This is a genomic window from Streptomyces olivochromogenes (assembly GCF_021538895.1).
Lineage (GTDB): Bacteria > Actinomycetota > Actinomycetes > Streptomycetales > Streptomycetaceae > Streptomyces > Streptomyces olivochromogenes_A.
In genome coordinates this window covers 36421-56526 of record NZ_JADDRL010000012.1, presented here as the reverse complement: position 1 = coordinate 56526, position 20106 = coordinate 36421, and the positions used below count along the sequence as shown (strand labels likewise).

Sequence of the window (20106 nt, the reverse complement as noted above, 5' to 3'; positions counted from 1 at the left end):
GATCGGTGGGAGCGCGGCGCCGGTCGAAGCCACGGGCGAGGGAACCGATGCTTTTCGAACAGTTGGGCGCGGAGTGGACCGCCCGCTTCCGGACAGGACGGTCGGCCCGGAGCGGTCGTTCGAGCGCCGACGTTCTCGCGGGCAAACGGGAGACCGAGTACCTCAAACGGCTGCTGTGCGTCCTCGGCCCGCACTCCGTGGAGGGCCTGACGGCCGGGCACTTTCTCGTCGGACGCGCCCTGCGGCTGCACGGGACGGAGGGCAGCGGACACGTCGAACAGGGCTCGCTCGGATCTCAACACGCCCAGAACCGAGCACGATCGCCGCGACGCGACAGCCGGAGCCGATCGCGCCCGTCGCGCGGGGCGACCGCCGCTCCGAGACCGGAACGGCGGCCGACGGGGCGTGTCTCGAGGGTCAGCCGATGTGGTAACTGTCCCCGTACACCTTCCAGTCCAGCGGCGGGTTCAGGTCGAAGTTGCCCTTGCGCAGGAAGACACGCTGTGCGGTGTCGACCCGGCTGGTGTCGCTGTGGGCCTCCTCCTGCTTCATGGCCCACACCCGGGCGTCGAGGAAGGCATTGAGGTACGTCGTCTCGTCGCCTCCCTGCGCCGGCGGCTTCGCCTGGCGCAGCGCGCGCTTGCGGATGTTGCTGAAGCTCGTGGAGTCGCCCCCGTCGCCGTGCATGACGATGGCGTCGTAGTAGGCGAACTGGCCGAGCGCGCGCAGCCCGTCGGCCTTGCCCTGGCGTACCGCGGGGTTGAAGTAGACGCGGTCGCGCTCGTCGTTCTGCGCCTGCTGGAACGCCGAGTCCTGTGCCGCCTTGCGCCAGTCCTTGGGGAAGTTCGGGTCGAGCCCGTCGTGCGAGTCCGAGCCGTTGACCCGGCGCAGGGCCGGCAGGTACTTGGCGAGCACGTTCCCGGGCTTGCGGTCGGTGTAGAGCTCGACGAGGTCGAGCATGTCGCCGGTGCCGGAACAGAAGCCGATGATGCCGGCGGTGTAGCCGCGGCCGTCGCCGATGTCCTCGATGTACTTGTACTGGGCCTTCCAGTCGAGCGAGGAGTTCTCCGCGCTCGACACCAGCTTCATGGCGATTTCCTTCTTGGCCGGGTCGTCGAGGCCGGAGGCCGCGGCCGCGGCGGGCAGCGCCGTGGCGTGCGGCGCGGACAGGAACGTGCCGAGGGCCAGGGCGCCGGTCAGGGCGACGAAGGACCGGCGGGAGACGGCGGAGGGGAACGCTGCGTCATGGTCGTGGTGCGCCACAGGAACTCCAACTGGGGGTGGGGGGTGGGAAGTTGGCGGGACCTTCACTAACAGGAAGGTTTCCTATCAGACTTCGTTCCGGAACCCCTGAGCCGGAAGTTCGTAGGATCGAACGAGCGTAAGTCGTGACGCACCGGGCAGACCGCACGGCCACGGAGCCCTCCGCGAGGGCTCCGTCAGCCCTCCCCGAGGGCACCCCCGGTCGGCCGCGAGGGCGGCCTCAGCCGGCCGTGGCCGACGCGACCGCCGTGCGGGCCGCGCGCTCCACGAGCGCGACGCCGTCCTTCATGGACGTGTTGCCGTCCGAGAGGACCGCGACGAGGTAGTGGTGCTTGCCCACCGCGATCCGGCCCACGCTGTTGACGTCCCACAGCCCCGTGGTCGTGCGCTGCAGCCAGCCGTTCTTCAACGCCCACCCGGAGTCGGCCGCGGCGGAGACACCCCACGCCTGCTCGCCGGCGATCCGGTTCATGAGCGTACGGATGTAGGTCCGGGACGCCTGGCTGAGCGCCTTGGAGCCCCCCTTTCCGGCGGTACCCGTACCGAAGACCGCGCGGAGCAGCCGTATCTGGTCGCTCGCCGTCGTCCGCGTGAGCCCCCACTTGGCGCCAGGGCCGCCGTGGGTGGAGGTCAGCCCCAGTCGCTTGTTCGCCGCCTCCAGGCCCGGGGCCAGGCCGATCTGCCGCCACAGGGCGTTCGCCGCCGCGTTGTCGCTGCGCTCGATCATCACCTCGGCCTCGGCCCGCTGCTCGGCGGTGAGGCCGTGGCCGGCGTCCTGGGCCTGGAGCAGTGCCGTGGCGAGGATGTCGACCTTGATGATGCTCGCGGTGTCGTACCGGACGTCGGCGCCGTAGACCAGAGGCTTGCCGCCACTGCCGTCGAGGTCGAGGACGGCGGCCGTCACCCGCGCCTTCCCCTGCGTCTTCACCCATCCCGGGGCCGCGACCACGTCGGGGTGTGCGCCCGTCGCCGCCGGGGCCGGGGTGCCGGCCGAGAAGACCGTCGCCGCCGCGGCCGCGAGGACACCGCCCCAGACCGCGGCGCGTCTCCCCCGGGGTCGACGGCCCTCCGCGTTCCGCGGGTACGACAGAGGGGTCGATGGGTACGCCATGGTGCGGTGCCTCAACAGTTCGCGTGGGGGGACACAGGCCACCGAACGTAGGCAAAAGACCCGATTCGCGATGTGACGGGCAGCACGCAGGACGCAATTTCCGGCGAATTGTGAACAGAACCACAGAAGCAGCACTGGCGTGAGTACGGGCAGAAAGATCGGGGGGCCGGTGCGACGACTCGTGAAGGTGGGGCTCCAGGCCTCCTCACTGGTCCTGGGCGTGCTGATCGGTCTGGCCGCCAACTACGTGACCGGTGATCCGGACCATCCCGCGGTGTTCGCGCGGTGGATCAGGGACGAGTCGACCGTCGTCCTCGGTGTGTCCCTGCTCCTCGCGGTCGGTCTCCAGGTGTCCGACGCGTTGCTGCCCGAGGAGCGGCAGCGCCCCGCCTGGCCCGCCGACCGGCCCGTGTACCTGGGACTCGACGCGCTGACCGAGCACGATGCGGAGGTCTTCTTCGGCAGAGCCGCCGAAGTACGGGATCTGCGGACGCAGTTGGAGGCGGGCGGAGGCGACGGGGCCCAAGGGCGTGCCCTGGTCGTCGCCGGGGCGTCCGGGGTGGGCAAGTCCTCGCTGGTGCGGGCGGGGCTGCTGGCCGCGCTGCGGCGCGGTCGGCACTGGATCGCCCTTCCGGTGGTCGTGCCGGAGGGTGATCCCGTGGCCCGGCTCGCCGCCGAGCTGTGCCGGGCGCTCCCGGACGCCGATCCGCCGGCCACCGCCGCCCGGCTCGCCGCGCCGGGCGGCGACGCCGTGCTCGCCGGACTCCTGCGCCGGCTCAGGGCGCAGCGGGGCGGAGGCCGTGCGCGGATGCTGCTCGTCGTGGACCAGGCCGAGGAGCTCGTCACCCAGGCCGGCGAAGAGGAGCGTGCGACGTTCCTGGGGCTGCTCGCGGCGGCGCTGGCGGCCGACGACCTGCTGCACGTCGTCCTCGTGCTGCGGGTCGACTTCACCGCCCGCTTCCTCAGCGGTCCGCACGCCGGGCTGTTCCGGCGGTCCTTCCTGGTGCCGGCCATGGACAGCGCCGCGCTCGCCGAGGTGATCACCCAGCCGGCGGCCGTGGCGGGCCTGGCCTTCGACCCCGTACTGCCCACGCGCATGGTCACCGACACGGGAAGCGGCGAGGCACTGCCCCTGCTGGCGTTCGCCCTCGAAACGCTCGCCGAGGAGGCACGGCGCTCCCAGGGCCGTATCACGACGCATGCGTACGAGGCGATCGGCGGCGTGCACGGAGCGCTGGCCCGGCGTGCGGACGAGACGCTCGCCCGAGCGGGGGCGGCCCACCGGGCGCGGGTGCTCGGCACGCTCGTGCGGTTCGTGGCCCGGCGCGACGGGGCCTCCGTGCGCCGCCGCGTCCCGCTGAACGCGCTGAGCGCCGAGGAGCGGAGCGTGGTCGACGCCTTCGTCGCCGCCCGCCTGCTGGTCGTCTCCGCGCGGGCGGACGGTGAGCCCGAAGTGAGCGTCGCCCACGAGGCGTTGCTGGACCGCTGGCCGCCGCTGGCCGAGGAGATCGCGCGTCGCGAGGAGCTCCTGGCCCGCCGGGCGGAGGTGGAGCAGCTGGTCGGCCACTGGGAGGAGTCGGGGCGCCGCTCCTCCTATCTGATCCGGGACGACCGGCTGCACGCACTGGAGACCTGGGCGGCGGCGGACCCCGAGCTGGTGGCGCAGGCCGCGGCCCGGGACTTCCTCGCCGCGGCCCGCGCCACGGACGCGGCCGCACGCCGCCGGCAGGCGGACGCCCTGGCCCAGCAGTCGCTGGAGCGGGGCCGGCGGGACCCCGAGCTCGGGCTGCTGCTCGCGCTGAGCGCGATCGAGGAGTACGCCGACACGTCACGGACCCGGCGCGCGCTGGTGGCGGCCCTGGAGGGCTACCGGCTCAGCGGGGTGCTCCGGGAGCACTCCTACATGGTCCGCCAGGTGGCCTGGGCTCCCGGCGGCACCTGGATCGCCACCGCCTCCCACGACCGGACGGTCCGGGTGTGGAACGCCGACGACGGGACCGTCGTGCGCGTGCTGACCGGGCACACCGACGGCGTCGACGCGGTGGCGTGGTCACCCGACGGTGACCGGCTGTGCTCGGCGGCCCGCGACCGCACCGTACGGATCTGGGAGGCGCGCACCGGCCGCTGCCTCGCGGTCCTGACCGGGCACACCGACCGCGTCGACGCGCTGGCCTGGTCGCCCGACGGCACCTACCTCGCCTCCGGGTCCGCCGACACCACGGTGCGGCTGTGGCGTGCGGCCACGGGCGAGTGCCTGCGGATCTGGCGCGGGCACTCCGGCAGCGTCCGCCGGGTGGCCTGGTCGCCGCGCGGGGAGCCGGCCTCGGCCTGCGAAGACGGCACGGTGCGGCTCTGGTCGCCCGACGGCGACGAGGCGACCTTGGTCCTGGCGGCACACCCGCAGGCGGTCACGTCCGTGTGCTGGTCCCCGGACGGCGCCTCGCTGGCCACCGTCTCGGAGGACCGTACGCTCCGCGTCTGGTCCCGCTCGGACGGCATGCTCCGGCTCGCCGTGCCGGTGCACCAGGACACGGTGTGGGACGTCGCGTGGTCGCCGGACGGGCGCCGGCTGGCGACGGCGTCCTCCGAGTACACGGTGCGCGTGTGGGACACGGGCTCGATGGCCCAGCTGCATGCGCTGGCCGGCCACCGGGACCTGGTGTGGAGTGTGGCCTGGTCGCCGGACGGCCGTCGGCTGGTCACCGGCTGCCAGGACTCGGTGACGCGGGTCTGGGACGTCAGCGGCGCGACCGAACTCCAGGTGATGACCGGGCACGCCTCGGCCATCCGCAGCCTGTCGTGGGCGCCCGGCGACCGGCTGCTGGCGAGCGCCTCCGACGACGGCAGCGTCCGGGTCTGGGACGTCCGCACCGGCGCCGCCGCCCATGTCTCCACCCGCCACCGCCTGCCCGTCTGGGAGGCCCACTGGTCGCCCGACGGCCACGACCTCGTCAGCGCGGGCCACGACGGCACCGCCCGCGTGTGGCGGCCCGCCGGCCCGCCCGCCGAGACGGTCCTGTCCGGGCACACCGACTACGTGTGGCGGGCGCGATGGGCCCCGTCCGGCGCGCGCGTCGCCACCGCGTCCTCGGACGGCACCGCCCGGCTGTGGCAGCGGGACGGGACGGCGGGACCGGTGCTGGCCGGCCACGACAACATCGTCGCCACCCTCGCCTGGTCCCCCGACGGCGAGCGCCTCGTCACCGGCTCGCACGACCGCACCGCGCGCCTGTGGGACGCGAGGACCGGAGCGCTCCTGCGGGTGTTGCGCCACCACACCAAGACCGTCTTCGAAGTGGCCTGGTCGCCCGACGGCCGGCTGGTGGCGACCATGGCCTGGGACCACACCGTCGGGCTGTGGGACGCCGATTCGGGACGCCTAATGCACGTGCTGTCGGGACACGGCGACACGGTCACCCACATCGCCTGGTCCCCGGATCCGGCCGTGCTCGCCTCGGTGTCGCGCGACCGTACGATCCGGGTGTGGGACACGGACACGGGCGCGGTACGGCGGGTGCTGGCCGGGCACGACGACTTCGTGCGCGACCTCTCCTGGTCGCCCGACGGCCTTCGCCTGGCCACCTGTTCCAACGACCACACCGTCCGGGTCTGGTCACCGTCGGCCCACGGTGAGGCGGAGGTCGTCGGCACGCACGCCGCGCCGGTCGGCGTGGTCGCCTGGTCCCACGACGGCCGGTGCGTCGCCTCCGCCGCCCAGGACCTCACCGTCCGCACCTGGAGACCCACCCGCGACCTGCCCACCATGCTCGCCACGGCACGGTCCCGTCTGCGCCGCCCCCTGACTCCGCAGGAGCGCTCGGAGTTCGGCCTGCCCCGCGAACCCACCCAAGGGGCCCCGCACTGAGGGGTGTTCCCTCGGCGTACCGTCCTCGTGTGAATCAACTGCCGTGCAGCGACGACCCGTTGATGGTGCGCACCGATTTCTCCCGCGCCGCCTCCTGGGAAGGTCTGCTCGCGGCTCTGGACACTCCGACCGAGGACGGGTTCCTGGCCCACGTCGAACCCCTCGACGATCGGCGATTCGCGGGCGTGACCCGCGAGGAGGCGATCGCGCTCCTGCCGGACGCCTACGAACACCCGCTCCTCGTCCTGGCGGACGCGACCGCCCTGGGCTCGACGGACCTGCCCCTGCTCGTCATCGACCTGGTGGAGGAGCGCGGGCGTGCCATCCGGGTCGTCGCGGCGGAGTTGTGGGGGATCGAGAACAACCTGTCGCTCTCCAACATGTACTTCGAGGAGTTCGCGGGGGCCGTCGACGAGGACGGGGTGTACCGGGGTCTTTGACCCGAGCTGCCCCACCCGCCCCGAAAACCGATGGGTCCGTGGCCAGGGCGGGCCTTACGCTCGGCGCCGTGGATCCCATCGAGCTGGCCTGGTACGTGCTCCCCGTCACGGCCCTGCTGTACGGGCGGCTCGCCCTGCACGACTGGAGGCGGGAACGGTGGTACCGCAGGGCGGTCGACCACTGCGCGGCACAGGTGCGCGACCCCTACCACGCCGTCGCCGACCGCTGGTGGCCCGAGGACGACATCCAGGCGGCCGCGGCCCGGTTGCTGCTCGACGGGCTGGTCACCGTCAATTATCGCGGCAATCTGAGCCTGACGGCGGCGGGCCGCGATCCCGAGCACGGCGCCGGGCACCCCCTGCCGGACGCCCTGCTGGCCACGCTGCGCCGCCGCACCGCGGCCGCGGCCCTCGGCAACATCATGGTCCACGACACCGCCTTCCGCGCCGCTCGGGAGAAGTTCCACGCCGACTACCGCGCCCGGCACGCACCCCCGCCCGGTCCGGCGACGCGCGACATCGGCTGTCTGGGTGTCTTCGGAGTGCTGCTGTTCCTAGGGCAGTTCACGTTCTGCAGCGTCGCGCTGCTCAGCAGCCCACCCCATGGGCCACTGGCCTGGACGGCATCCTGCGCCACCGGCCTCGCGCTGATCGCACAGATCAGCTGGCTGGACCAGTACACCGACCGGCACGAACCGGCCGCCGTCCGCGACCCGTTCGCCGAACGGCTCGCCCAGATCGGGCCGCACCCCGCGCTCGCGGAACTGGCCGAGCGGGACCCGGAGAGCGCGGAGCGGCTGCGGATCAGCCGGACCCGCAGCCGCCGCGGCCGGAATCGAGGCCGACCGCGCCGCCACCGCAGGGCCGCCGGGATCGTCCCCGACAACGGCCTTGAAGCGTCTAGGAATCGGGCGCCGGAGTAGCCCTCCCGCCGGGCTCAGGGCTGTGGTGTGCAGCAGTCGTCGCCCGGGTCGGCAGGCCGGGCGGTGTCGAGGCGGCAGAAGCAGGACGAGGTGATCGGTACGTCCGCCGTCGCCGCCGCGATCTTCAACTGCTGGGCGACGATCCCCGCCTCGCCCGTCCTGCCGAGCCGCACGAGGCATTCGTGGAACCCGTGCAGGGACCAGACGTTGTTCGGGTGTTGCAGCGCCCGGGGCAGCGTGTCGTCGAGGCCGAGGTCGGCGCGGTAGACCGCCTCGGCCTCCGCGACCAGGCCCCGCTCCAGGAGCAGTGCGCCGTACGCGTGCCGGGTGGGCTGCATCCACCCCCACGGCTCGTCGTACGGGAGGTTGTCGTCCCGTTCGATCGACCGGCGCAGGGCGGCGAAGGCCGCGTCGAAGTCGCCCGTGCGGTAGGCCAGTTCGCCGTCGAGTAGCTCCGAGGCGACCGCGAGGATGTCCACACAGGTGTTGTTGAACAGCATGCGGGTCTCCGGGACCCGGGCGACCGCCTCGCGGAACAGGGCGCGTTCCGTCCCGGCCTCGGCGATCCTGCCGGTGGCGGACAGCGCGACGCCGCGCGCGTAGTGGAGCATCGCCGTGCTCACGCAGTACAGCCGTGGGTCGGCGGGCAGGGGCAGCCGCAGGATGTCCTCCCACCGGCCGAAGCGGATCAGCACATGGACCCGCATGGCGAGAAAGCCCTCCAGCCAGTCGGCCATGGGCGGACTCTCCACGCGCAGCAGGTCCTCGGGCACGGCGGCCTCCAGCCGCCGCGCGGTGTCGAGGGCGTCCTGGAGGCGGCCCAGGAACAACGCGCCGTAGATCCTGAAGTGCAGGTTGTGGCACCGGTAGAGGGTGTAGAAGTTCATCGCGCCGGCCCGCGCGTGGTACTTCTCGTCGGCGGCGATCGCCGCGGCGTTGTCGGAGACCACCCGGCGGTAGTCGCCGCAGAGCACCTCCAGATGTGACGGCATGTGCTGCAGATGTCCGGCGTCGGGCACCAGGTCCCGCAGCCGGTCGGCGACCGTCAGGGCGGCCTCGGGGGTCGAGGACATCTCCATCAGGTGGATGTACATGTGCAGCAGTCCGGGGTGCCAGGTGCCCGCCTCGACCGCCATCGCCCGTTCGAGCACCGCCTTGGCCTCCGTCGTGCGCGCCCCTTCGGCCGGCCGGCCCGTGCGGATGTCCCACAGCTCCCAGGGGGTGAGGTTCATCAGGGCGTCGGCGTACAGGGTGGCCACATCGAGGTCGTCCGGGGCCAGTTCGTGGACGCCCCGCATGGCGTCGGCGTAGGCCGCGTTCCACACGCCGCATTCCTCGGCATCCGCGGCCTTCGTGCGCGGGTAGCGGGCGCGCAACGCCTCGATGAGGGCCCGCTCGACCGGGGTCGCGGATGCGGCCTTGGCGTGGGCGCGCTCCACGGCCGTGTGGGTGCGCTCCACCGTGCGCGCCAGGTCCTGCTCGTCGAAGAACTCCCAGGGCTTGTTGTAGTTGGGGCCCAGCGCGTAGGCGATCCCCCAGTCCGCCATCGCACAGTCGGGGTCCGCCGCGCCGACCGCCTCGAAACAGCGGACGGCCTCCTCGTGATGGAAGGCGTACGTCCAGACCAGTCCGCGATCGAACCAGGTCTGTGCCTCGGGGGACGACGTCGACACGCGTCGGCCGTGGCCGCCCAGGTCGTAGTAGTTCACGCGTCCCGACCCTAGCGAGAGCGGGGGAGAAACTTGCCCATTCGAGTGCACAGTCCGTCAATTCTGATGAGTACACGCTATGTAATATGAGCCCATGCGAAGGGCGTGGATCGGCCGGAGCCGCTCATGAGGAGTCTGGATCCCACCGATCCGACGGACATCGGCGGCTATCGACTGCTGGCCCGGCTCGGGGCCGGCGGCATGGGCCAGGTGTTCCTCTCCCGCACCCCGTCCGGCCGGCCGCTCGCGCTGAAGACCGTGCGGCCCGAACTCGGCGTGGACCCGGGCTTCGAGGAGCGCTTCGCCCGCGAGATCGTCAGCAGCGACCGGGTGCGCTCCCCCTGGGCGGTGGCGGTCGTCGACTACAGCCCGCCGGGACACCGGCCGCAGTGGCTGGCCACGGAGTACGTGGCCGCGCCGTCCCTGGCCGACTGGGTGCGGTCGCACGGTCCGCTGCCGGAGCCCGCCGTCCGGGCCCTCGCGGCGGAACTCGCCGAGGGACTGAGCACCGTGCACCGGGCGGGCCTGGCCCACCGTGACGTGAAACCGTCCAATGTGCTGCTGGCCCGCCGCCATCCCCTGCTCATCGACTTCGGCATCGCCCGCGCGGCCGACGACGTCCGCCACACCCGCACCGGGGGCGTCGTCGGCTCCCCCGGATACATGGCACCGGAGCAGGTCACCGGCGAGGGCTCGGCCGAACCCGGCGACATCTTCTGCCTGGGCGCGGTCCTGGTGTACGCGGCCACCGGCGCGGGCCCGTTCCTCCGCCCCGGCGAGGACCCCTCCGCCGCGCGGCTGCTGTACCGGATCGCGCACGAGGAGCCCGTCCTGGACGGCGTCCCGGCATCCCTACTGCCGCTGCTGGCCGCCTGTCTGCACAAGTCGCCGAGGGAACGCCCCACCGCCCAGGCCCTGTTGGAACACCTGGGCAGCACCGCGCCGGGTGCCGGAGGCCCCGGCGACTGGGTGACAGCTCCTCCACCGGGCCTGGACGAGGAACTCGCCGCCAGGGAGGCCGAGTTGCGGGCGCTGTTGGAACGGTCACCCGCCTTCGCCGCACCGCGGGACGCGGTGCCACCGGCCACCGTGCCATCGGCCAACGTCCCGTCGGCCTCGATGCCGATGGCCACGGTCACGCCGGGCACACTCCCGCCCCTGGCGGTCACGCCGACCGCCCCGTTGGTCATGCCGGCCGCCGCGTCAGCGCCCGCCGCGGCTCCCCCGGGGCCAGGGCCGTCGGCCGGTTTCGGGCCGCCGTACGCCTACGGTCCGCCCGCCGCCCCGCCGACCGGGCCACCCACCGGGCCGACACCGGCACGGGGGCGGGCGCCTCGCGCGCGCACCGTCGCCGTCGTCGCGGGTGTGGTAGCGGTCGCGGCCGTCGTCGCCGCGCTGTCGTGGCCCGACGGAGACAGCGTCAACTCGTCGGGCGGCAGGAGCGGTTCGTCTCCCCCGCCGTCCCGATCCGGCGCGCGGGCGGATGCCCTGCCCGCATCGTGGGTCGGCACCTGGAAGGGCACGGGGCCGGGGAGCAAGTCCGCCGACGGCGTCGTCAACTCCCGGACCAGTGACGTCACCGTAGTCGTCACCCTGCACGGGGCGGCCCGCGGCGAACTCGTGGGCCGCCAGGTCAGCCATGTCACCGAGGCCGGCAGCGGCCGGGACGTCGGCTGCACCGAGACGCTGCGCCTGCGGGAGCCCCACCGGAACTCGATGGTCTTCGAGGCGGCCACCAGCACGCCCACCGACCCGTCGGCCGGGGTGGTCTGCGTGCGCGGCAACCTCTACACCTTGACCAAGACCGGCGCCGACACCCTCCGGCTCGGCAACGAGGGCAGTCAGACGGCCGGTTCACCGTCCCGCCTGACCCGCTCCTCCTGACGCCCGTCGGCCTCAGTCCGCCATCGTCTTGGTCACCTTGCCGTGCGGGTCGGCCTCCATGTACCCGCCGTGGTCGTACTCGTCGCTCAGGTAGATCGCCATACCTGCCGGGGTGTCGAAGATGTTGTTCGGCTGGCGGATCAGCAGGTAGCGGCTCGTGGGCTTGTCGACCTTCAGCTTCTTCTTCGCCTCGGCGAGGAGCGCGGGAACAGCGTCCCAGTTGAAGTTGTCCAGGGTCAGCGGCTGTTCGCCGCCCATCAGCTTGCCCTTGATGATGCCCTTCTCCACGCCGCCGTTCACGCGGTAGGTGTAGGTGTCGTAGCTGGTCCGGCTGCCGGTGACCATGACCTGGGCGTTGACGTACTCGGGATAGACGCTGAAGTCGCCGAACGAGTCACGTCCCGTTTCGCGTTCGATGGCCTTCAGGGCGGTGCGGATGCCGTCGGGAGTGAGCAGGTCGGTCGTCTTCGAGTCCCCGGAGGTCCGATCGGCCGCGCCGCCGGAACCCTGATCGCCCGCGCCGCCGGAGGTCGCGCCGGGCGTGCGGGACGCGGTCTGGCGCGACGAGTTGGTGGGGTCGGTGGAATCGGAGGAGGCGTCGTGGTCACCGCCGTTGTACACCAGTCCCTGGATCACGCCGCCGACCGCGACGGTGGCGACCACGGAGCAGGCGATCACGATGTTCCGGGTACGCCGCGGCCGTTCGGCCCGCTTGGTGACCGCGTGCGCGTCGACGGGACCGGCATCACCCGCCGTGGTGGCACCGAAGGCTCCGGCACCACCCGCCGTGGTCGTGCCGAAAGCTCCGAAACCACCCGCCGTGGTCGTGCCGAAGGCACCCGCCCCACCCGCCGGGTTGGGCGCGGACGTCCAGGGCGCGGCGTCCCGGGGTTGTTGCGCGGGCATCGGGGGTGCCAACTGGTACGACGTGGCCTGCTGTTCGGGAGCGGGCCGCGCCACGGCCGCGGCCGCGAGCATGCGTTCCACCGTCTCGGCGTCCGGCCGCACCGCCGGGTCCTTCACCAGGACGCGGTTGAGCAGGTCGGTGAGCGGGCCGGCGTGGGTGGGCGGCGGAACCTCGTCGTAGAGCACGGCGGCGAGCGTGGCCAGCGTCGTGCCCCGGCGCATCGGGTGCTGCCCCTCGACCGCCACGTAGAGCATCATCGCCAGTGACCACAGGTCCGCCTCCGGCCCGCCCGGGCCACCCGAGATGCGCTCAGGCGCCATGTAGTCGGGAGTGCCGATCAACGCCCCGGTCACCGTGAGCGCGGTCGACTCGCGCAGCGCGGCGATGCCGAAGTCGGTGAGGACCGGGCGGCCGTCGGGGCGCAGCAGGACGTTGGCGGGCTTCACGTCCCGGTGCTGCACGCCGGCGGCGTGCGCCGCGCGCAGCGCCGACAGGACGCCCTGGCCGAGTTGGGCCGCTTCGGCAGGGTGCATGGGGCCGTGGTTGAGACGGTCGGCCAGCGAGCCGCCCTGGACCAGCTCCATGACGATCCACGGGTAGGTGTCGGGACCGCCGTCGACGATGTGGTGGATGGTCACGACGTTCGGGTGGTCGACCCTGGCCAGCGCGCGGGCCTCCCGCAGGACCCGTTCGCGCAGCGTCACGGCGCCGTCCGGGTCGTACTCGGCGAGACCGGCGTCCGGCGGCCGTACTTCCTTGATGGCCACGTCGCGGTGCAGCAGCAGGTCCTGGGCACGCCACACCGTGCCCATGCCGCCGCCCCCGAGCCTGGCCTGCAATGCGAAGCGGCCGTCGACGATCCGTCTGCCGCTTTCCCCCTCACTCATGCCGAGGAGGATAACCCCCGCCGGACACAGCCATTGACTTCCCCGCCTCCCATTGGTTGAGTGGCTCATCCACTGAGCCACTGGGGAGGACCGCGTGGAGGCACTGCCCCGCGAGACCATCGTCGACGTACTGGAGAACCGGCTGCGTGAGGACATCCTCACCGGGCGGCATCCGGCCGGGAGTTACCTGCCACCGGAGCGCAGTCTCGCCGACGGCTACGGCGTCACGCGCACCACCCTCAAGCACGCCTTCGGCCGCCTCGTACAGGCAGGCCTGCTGGAGACCAGGCACGGTGTCGGCACCCGCGTGCGGGACTATCTGCGCCTCGGCGGGGCCGATCTGCTGCCCATGCTCGTGCGCCACGACGGTCACTGGATCGGCGAGATCTTCGAAGTACGGCGCAGTATCGGGGCGTTGATCGCCGAACGCGCCGCGGACCGGGCCACCGAGCGGCAACGCGCCGAGCTGCGCGTCCTGCTGGCGGCCGTGCGGGAGGCGGAGGGCGGCGACGCCGTGCAGCTCGCGGACATCGAGGTGCACCGGGCCCTGGCCCGTGCCACCGGCAACCGGGTCTACGTCCTGCTGACCAACACCCTCTTCAACGCCTATCTGCCGGTACGCGCCGCGCTCCGCGGCCCGTTCACGGACGCCGCCGTGGCCCACGGACGCCTGGAGCCGGTGGTCGACGCGGTCACGGCCGGCGACCGGGCGGGTGCCCGGCGGGCGGCCGAGGAGTATCTGACGACGACCGAGCGGATCATGCTGGAGGGTCTCGCATGAGCACGGCAGGCACTGCGGGCAAGGGCAAGTGCACGGGCGACGACGGCAACACCCCCGCTCGCGGCACCCTGTTCACCGAGACGATGCTCGGCACGCTGCGGCTCGACGACGAGGACCGCACCCGCCAGGTACGCCTCGATCTGCGGGTCTCGGCGGACCGTGTGATGCGGCTGACGGGCACGACCCAGGCCCGCGCCACCGGTCGGGTCCGGATCGCCGACTGGGCCGACGACGCGGGCGCCGAGGGCGAGTTGGAGATCTCGCCGCTCGCACGGCGCCGGATCCGCTACCGCATCGCGTTCACCGCCGACGGCCGCCGGCTGACCCTCGACGGCTGGAAGTCCGTGACGCCGCGCAGGCCGGTGGCGTCGATGACCGTCCTGCCGTTCACGCTGTACGAGGACGGCGCACAGGTCGGCACCGGCACCCTGCGCTTCCCCGTGGCCACCCAGCTCCTGCCGTTCCTCGCGAGTTTCCGCTTCCCGCGCCGGGAGAACCCCGACGCGCTCCTCGCGCCCCGCTGGCGTGGCGAGCCGGGCCGTACCGAGGTCTGGTACACCACCGTCACCGACCCGGCGACCGGCGGCGGACTGTGGCTGCACCACGAACTCGTCGCGCCCGCCGACGGATCCGAGCCGTACGCGCACGGTTGGGCCGCGGTGTTCCCCAAGGACGGACCGGTGCGGCACGCGCGCTTCGGCCCCACCCGCTGGACCGCCGACCAGGCTGGATTCAGCATGGACGGGGTCGCGGTCCGGCCGGGACACCTGAGCGGCTCGGCGGAGGACGACGCCCTCCGCTGGGAGCTCACCGAACGGCCCCTGGGCGAGCCGCTGTTCACCTTCCCCCGGTGGTCGTGGCGGCGGCCCCTGCTGCCCGCCGCCCAGATGCTCCCCGCCGCGAACGCCTCCTACGACGGGACCTTCACCCACGACGACACGACGCTGACGCTCACCGGGGCCCCGGGCGCCTCCGCCCGGATCTACGGTCACGGCAACGCCCGCCGCTGGTCCTGGCTGCACGCGGACCTCGGCGGCGGAGACGTCCTGGAGATCGTCGCCGCCGTCTCCATGCGTCCCGGCCTGCGCCGGCTCCCTCCCCTGGTCTTCCTCCGCCTGCGCCACGGCGGCCGCACCTGGCCGCGCCGCGCCGAGCGCCCGGCGGTGGGCTGGGCCGGAGCGGGCCGCTTCCGCGCCGCCATCGACCTGCCCACCTGGACGGTCACCGGCCGCGCCGGGCTGCGCCGGATCCGCGTCGAGGTCACCCAGCCCGAGGAGCGCATCCTCGCCCTGGACTACACCGACCCGGACGGCGCCCACGCGATCTGCCGCAACAGCGAACGCGCCGACGCGCACGTCCTGTTGGAACGATGGTGGTTCGGCGGCTGGCGCACCGAGGCCGAGTGGACCCTGGACGGCACGGCCCACGCGGAGGTGGGCACCCGATGAGCCTGACCGGCATGGTCGCCGCGCTGATCGCCGACGACCGCACCGCCGACTGGCCCGCCCGCGTCCCCGCCAGGCTGGAGACGGTCCTCGCCTCGATGCCGCTGCCCGCGCGGGCGGGTGTGCGGGCGGCGGCACGTGGACTGGACGCCTACGCCGTGGCGCGGACCGGGCGCAAACTGGCCGCGCTCACCGACGCCGAGCGGGAGTCCGTGCTCCGCGGCCTGGGCGCACGGCCCGCGCTGCAGCCGCTGCTGGACGTGCTCAAGGTGCCCGTCCTGCTCGCCGCCGGGACCGAACGGATGCTGCAGGACGGGCTTCCGGTGCCCCTGCTCACCCGCCAGGACCCCCCGCTCGACTGCACGCCGGTGCACGCGTGGCCGGCACGGTCCACCGCGGACGCCGTCGTGATCGGCTCGGGCGCGGGCGGGGCCATGGCCGCCCGGACCCTGGCCAGGGCCGGCCTCGACGTCGTCGTCCTCGAAGAGGGACAGCACCACTCCACGGAGTCCTTCGGCCGGCGGGCCCCGCTCGACCGGTTCACGGACCTGTACCGGGACGGCGGTGCCACCGTCGCCGTCGGCCGGCCTCCCCTGCTGCTGCCCGTGGGCCGGGCCGTCGGCGGCACCACGGTCGTCAACTCCGGTACCTGCTACCGCACTCCGGACCATGTCCTCGCACGCTGGAGCAAGGAGTTCGGGTTCGCGCCCGCCGAGGACTTCGGCCGGCGGCTCGACGAGGTCGAACGCACCCTGCGCGTGGCCACCCAGCCCCTGGACGTCCTCGGCGGCAACGGCCGTATCGCGCTGGCCGGAGCGTCCGCGCTCGGCTGGGGCGCGGCTCCCCTGCGGCGCAACGCGCCCGGCTGCAAGGGCTCCTGCCAGTGTGTGGTGGGCTGTCCGACCGGGGCCAAGCAGAGCGTGCAGCTGTCGGTGCTGCCCGACGCCTGTGCCGCGGGGGCCCGTATCGTCACCGGCGCGCGGGTGGAGCGCGTCCTCGTCGACGCCGACCGGCCCGGCGGGCCGCGTGCGGCGGGGGTGCGGGTACGCCGGGAAGGCGGTGCCGTCGAGATCCTCGCGCCGCTGGTCGTGGTCGCGGCGGGCGCCCTCGAATCGCCGCCGCTGCTGCGCCGTTCGGGCCTCGGCCGACACCCCCGGCTCGGGCACAACCTCAGCGTCCACCCGGCCACCAGCGTCGCCGGGCGCTTCGCCGAACCGGTCACCGCCTGGGAAGGCGTACTGCAGAGCGTGGGCGTGGAGGAGCATCACGGCGAGGGCGTCCTCATCGAGGCCACCGCCACCCCGCCCGGCATGGGGTCGTTCGTACTGCCGGGGCTGGGGCGCGAGTTGCGCCGTGAACTGGAGGGCGCCGACCGGCTCGCCACCCTCGGCGCGATGATCGCCGACCGGCCCTCCGGGCGGGTGCTCGGCCGGGACCGCACCCTGCTCCGCTACGACGTGGACGACCGCGACGCCGGCCGGCTGCTGCGGGCGGTGCGCGCCATGGGCGAGTTGCTGTTCGCGGCGGGCGCCGAGGAAGTCCTCACCGGCATCCCCGGCACGCCCCGGGTGCGCGGCCTGGCGGAACTGGACACCCTGCTGGCCGGCACGAGCGTACGGCAGCTGCATCTGTCGGCCTACCACCCCACCGGCACGGTCGCGGCCGGCACCGACGCGGAGCGCTTCCCGGCGGACCCGACGGGACGGCTGCGCGGCGTGCACGGGGTGCTGGTCGCGGACGCGTCGGTACTCCCGGGCTGTCCCGAGGTGAATCCGCAGCTGAGCATCATGGCGGCGGCCCTGGCGATCACTCAGGGGCAGGTGGAGCGCTAGGCCCTGTCGTCAAACTCCCGTCTGCCCCGCGACGCCATGCACGCTCCCCCAAGCTCTTCGAGCAGGGGGGACCCCCATGACGCCGCGAGGCCCGCCCTTCGGGCGGACGACGCGAGTTTGACGACAGGACCTAGTCCGCGGGGGCGGCGCCACATCTTACGGATGTGTGAACTCCTCGCACTCCAGGGGGAGATGGCCGAGTATCTGTCCATGCGCAGTCACGATCAGCAGGATCAGGCCGCCCGGACCGCCGCCCCCGCGCGCTCGGCCGGCGCCACCGCTGTCGCCGGGAGCGGCGCCGCCCGCCCGGCCGCGTCGGGCACGCTGTCCGCGCGGCAGCTCCTGGTCCTGCAGCGCTCCGCCGGGAACGCCGCCGTGGTCCGGGCGCTGGAACAGGAGCGCCATGTGCACGACGCCTCCTGCGGTCACGGGGAGTCCGCTCCCGTTCAGCGTTCGTCGGTGCCGAACGTGCTGCGCTCCGCCGGCCGGCCGCTGGACGGGCCGGTCCGCTCGGAGATGGAGGCGCGGCTCGGCGCCGACTTCTCCGACGTGCGACTGCACACCGGCCCGAGCGCCCAGGCGTCCGCGGCGGAGATCGGCGCCCGCGCCTACACCTCCGGCAACCATGTCGTCATCGGTTCGGGCGGCGCCGACCGGCACACCCTGGCCCATGAGCTGACCCACGTCATCCAGCAGCGCCAGGGGCCGGTCGCGGGCACCGACAACGGCGCGGGCCTGAGCATCTCGCACCCCTCCGACCACTTCGAACGCGCCGCGGAGGAGAACGCCCGCCGCGCCCTGTCCGGTCCCGCGCCGGTCGCCGACGCGCCCGTACAGCGGGTGGCCGCGCCGGCCCGGACCGGCGGACCGGTCGCCGTGCAGCGCTACGGGAACGGCGAGGCGCCGTTCGACCACGCCCAGTACTACGCGCGAACGGGCTGGCAGGCCGCGGCCGAGGAGTTCGAGAGGCGGCTGGGCGGCTACGCGTTCAACCATCCGCGGGCCCTCGCGGCGGCCCGCGCCACCGTGGCCCGGCTCAAGCGGCTCCTCATCGCCTACGCCCAACGGGAGCACAAGAACCCGGCTCTGGCCAACAAGTCGTTCTTCATGAACGACAGGACGAGCGGCGGCCAGGTGGGCGAGGGCATGACCACCGACCAGATCAAGGAGTTCTTCGCCCGCGACGGCAATGTGCGGGAGTTGATGACGGCGCTGTACAACGCCGCCTACTACAACACGACCGGGCCGGACGGCGGCGCGGGCAAGTTCTCGCTCAAGGAGGTCCTGAACGGCATCATCGGCCCCAAGCCGCAGCTGGCGTCGGGTCTCGGCATGAACGTGGACGAGGTGAAGAAGCACTCCGCGTTCCTCAACAGCTGGTCGCGGACGTTCCTGGAGACGGCGGCGAGCACCCAGGGCAAGGGCTACAACTACGCGAAGGACCCGTACGCGCTGGGCAACATCCTGGCCCAGTCGAACTCGGAGACCCTCTTCGGCGACACCCTTGAGATGGTCAGCAGCCAGGGGCCACGGCAAAAACGCAGCGACGCCGACCGGGACGCCCACCGCAAGACCCCCCGCGACTACGAGGACCGAGGCGCCCCGCTCAGCGCCCGGGAGCTGGTGTTCGCGGGCCGTCCGGGCAAGGACACCAAGCTGCCCTGGATCGAGGGCAGCGCCTACTACGAGATCAACCAGGCGTCGAGCTGGGCGAAGTCGAGCGCCGCGCGCGGCCTCCCGGTCGTCGCGGGCATGTCGGGCACCACGACCCGCATGCTCAAGACCTTCCAGTGGATCAACGCGGCCGGGGTGGACGTCTTCGACTACCGGATGGCCGTGATGGGCTGGATGCTGCCCTCCTGGGACCACTCGCTCTACGAGATCCTGCGCGGTTCCTGGGCGGCCGGGGTCAAGGGGCCCAAGGAGTCCGCCATGCGGGCCGACAAGGGCGCCGCGCTGATGTACCAGGACATCGCGCCCTTCACCGAGCAGGAGCTGCGCCAGAACGTCTGCGTCCGGGGCCAGTTCCCGCACGAGCTGATGTACCTCGCCGAAGCCTCCCGGCCTCGGGTCCAGGACCCCAAGGCGAGCGGCTTCATGGAGCCGGGCGTGGGCGCGGCCGGCCAAGCTCAGACCAAGTACAACACCTTTCTGCAGGGCGACACCACGCCCACCCCGCGCATCACGAAGTGGAAGGCCGACAACAACAACGCCTCCACCACGCAGGTCGCGGAGAAGTTCAAGCCCGCGCACGCCACCGCCCTGATGACGTACACGGGCGGCGCGCACAGGATGATCAACGCGGCGGTGCGCAGCCGGCTCCTGCCCGAGGGGTACGCGCCGTACGGCACCGGCGGTCTGCTCACCGCCGGCGCCGAGTCCCTCTCGCTCGCCGAGATCAAGGGTCAGCTCCGCTGGGCCGTCCGGAACCCGCACGAGAAGCTGCCCACGATCGACCAGGACCCGGTGATCGCGCCGCAGCTCAGGGCGGCCCGGGGGACGAACGCGGCGGCCAAGGAGGCGGCGCTGGCGATCATCGACCCGCGGATCGACGAACTCGCGCCCGTGCTCTTCGAGGAGCTGAAGGCGCACGCCGACATGACGATGGAGGCGCTGAACCGGCTGCCTCCCGTGACCGGCAAGGTCTACCGGGGCGACTGGAAGCTCGGCGGGGAGGGGCCGGTGTCCCAGCTGGGCCAGTACGCGGCGGTCAACTACCGGCCGGGTTCCATCTTCACCACCTCCTTCGACAGCACCAGCCGGGTGGAGCGCGTGGGGATGACCTTCATGCGGGGTCAGCGGGTCGACGGCATGTCACGGCACCGGGTCCTGCTGGAACTGACGCTCACCGGCAAGTACGGCCGCGACATCGACCCGTTCCACCAGTACCAGGGCACGGAGGCCGAGGTGCTGCTCATGCCGGGCGCGAGCTTCCGGGTCACGGAGAGCGAGTGGAAGCACGACACGGGACACGTCGCGGCGAACGGCGGCAGCGACTGGTACGAGCACGTCAAAGCCACGGAGGTGTGACGACCGCCGGCCCGGGCGCGGCGCCGGCC

12 protein-coding genes are annotated in these 20106 nt (G+C 73.1%); 8 read left to right on the top strand and 4 right to left on the bottom strand.

What is annotated here, in order from left to right; all coding sequences use genetic code 11:
- Positions 1-417: 417 nt before the first annotated feature.
- Together IPZ69_RS08305 and IPZ69_RS08300 are read right to left on the bottom strand one after the other, a co-directional pair.
- The gene (locus IPZ69_RS08305; protein ID WP_235453359.1) at positions 418-1263 is read right to left on the bottom strand and encodes a chitosanase; all 846 of its coding nucleotides are present in this window, start codon (positions 1261-1263) and stop codon (positions 418-420) included.
- Positions 1264-1483: 220 nt separating this feature from the next.
- Positions 1484-2374, bottom strand: a complete 891-nt coding sequence (locus tag IPZ69_RS08300) for a serine hydrolase (protein ID WP_235453358.1) — start codon at positions 2372-2374, stop codon at positions 1484-1486.
- Between the two features lie 139 nt (positions 2375-2513).
- Here IPZ69_RS08300 and IPZ69_RS08295 point away from each other — a divergent pair, with 139 nt between their 5' ends.
- From IPZ69_RS08295 to IPZ69_RS08285, 3 genes are all read left to right on the top strand, one after another.
- The gene (locus tag IPZ69_RS08295) at positions 2514-6239 is read left to right on the top strand and encodes an nSTAND1 domain-containing NTPase (protein WP_235453357.1); all 3726 of its coding nucleotides are present in this window, start codon (positions 2514-2516) and stop codon (positions 6237-6239) included.
- Between the two features lie 29 nt (positions 6240-6268).
- Positions 6269-6679 (top strand): DUF6924 domain-containing protein, encoded by a 411-nt coding sequence (locus tag IPZ69_RS08290; protein WP_235453356.1) that lies wholly within the window; start codon positions 6269-6271, stop codon positions 6677-6679.
- Between the two features lie 68 nt (positions 6680-6747).
- Positions 6748-7602 carry a hypothetical protein gene (locus tag IPZ69_RS08285; protein WP_235453355.1) on the top strand — a complete coding sequence of 285 codons (855 nt, stop codon included), beginning with the start codon at positions 6748-6750 and terminating at the stop codon, positions 7600-7602.
- 14 nt (positions 7603-7616) lie between these two features.
- On the opposite strand, the gene IPZ69_RS08280 is transcribed toward IPZ69_RS08285, so the two are convergent.
- Positions 7617-9311 carry a hypothetical protein gene (locus IPZ69_RS08280; RefSeq protein WP_235453354.1) on the bottom strand — a complete coding sequence of 565 codons (1695 nt, stop codon included), beginning with the start codon at positions 9309-9311 and terminating at the stop codon, positions 7617-7619.
- A gap of 126 nt (positions 9312-9437) precedes the next feature.
- Here IPZ69_RS08280 and IPZ69_RS08275 point away from each other — a divergent pair, with 126 nt between their 5' ends.
- On the top strand, positions 9438-11195 hold the full coding sequence (locus IPZ69_RS08275; RefSeq protein ID WP_235453353.1) for a serine/threonine-protein kinase: 1758 nt from the start codon (positions 9438-9440) through the stop codon (positions 11193-11195).
- 12 nt (positions 11196-11207) lie between these two features.
- On the opposite strand, the gene IPZ69_RS08270 is transcribed toward IPZ69_RS08275, so the two are convergent.
- Positions 11208-12989 carry a serine/threonine-protein kinase gene (locus IPZ69_RS08270; protein ID WP_235453352.1) on the bottom strand — a complete coding sequence of 594 codons (1782 nt, stop codon included), beginning with the start codon at positions 12987-12989 and terminating at the stop codon, positions 11208-11210.
- Positions 12990-13083: 94 nt separating this feature from the next.
- Here IPZ69_RS08270 and IPZ69_RS08265 point away from each other — a divergent pair, with 94 nt between their 5' ends.
- From IPZ69_RS08265 to IPZ69_RS08250, 4 genes are all read left to right on the top strand, one after another.
- A complete protein-coding gene (locus IPZ69_RS08265; protein ID WP_235453351.1) occupies positions 13084-13770 on the top strand; it encodes a FadR/GntR family transcriptional regulator in 687 nt (228 codons plus the stop codon).
- A complete protein-coding gene (locus tag IPZ69_RS08260) occupies positions 13767-15218 on the top strand; it encodes a hypothetical protein (RefSeq protein ID WP_235453350.1) in 1452 nt (483 codons plus the stop codon). Before IPZ69_RS08265 ends, IPZ69_RS08260 begins: the two co-directional genes overlap by 4 nt.
- Positions 15215-17047, top strand: a complete 1833-nt coding sequence (locus tag IPZ69_RS08255) for a GMC family oxidoreductase (protein WP_235453349.1) — start codon at positions 15215-15217, stop codon at positions 17045-17047. The genes IPZ69_RS08260 and IPZ69_RS08255 overlap by 4 nt, the downstream gene beginning before the upstream one ends.
- 210 nt (positions 17048-17257) lie before the next feature.
- A complete protein-coding gene (locus IPZ69_RS08250) occupies positions 17258-20077 on the top strand; it encodes an eCIS core domain-containing protein (RefSeq protein WP_235453348.1) in 2820 nt (939 codons plus the stop codon).
- The last annotated feature ends 29 nt before the right edge of the window (positions 20078-20106 follow it).

What these genes read in the sequence shown, in the direction of transcription:
- IPZ69_RS08300 (WP_235453358.1), bottom strand. Translation starts at nt 2,374, where the DNA reads ATGGCGTACCCATCGACCCCTCTGTCGTACCCGCGGAACGCGGAGGGC.
- IPZ69_RS08275 (WP_235453353.1), top strand. Translation starts at nt 9,438, where the DNA reads ATGAGGAGTCTGGATCCCACCGATCCGACGGACATCGGCGGCTATCGA.
- IPZ69_RS08270 (WP_235453352.1), bottom strand. Translation starts at nt 12,989, where the DNA reads ATGAGTGAGGGGGAAAGCGGCAGACGGATCGTCGACGGCCGCTTCGCA.
- IPZ69_RS08260 (WP_235453350.1), top strand. Translation starts at nt 13,767, where the DNA reads ATGAGCACGGCAGGCACTGCGGGCAAGGGCAAGTGCACGGGCGACGAC.
- IPZ69_RS08255 (WP_235453349.1), top strand. Translation starts at nt 15,215, where the DNA reads ATGAGCCTGACCGGCATGGTCGCCGCGCTGATCGCCGACGACCGCACC.
- IPZ69_RS08250 (WP_235453348.1), top strand. Translation starts at nt 17,258, where the DNA reads ATGCGCAGTCACGATCAGCAGGATCAGGCCGCCCGGACCGCCGCCCCC.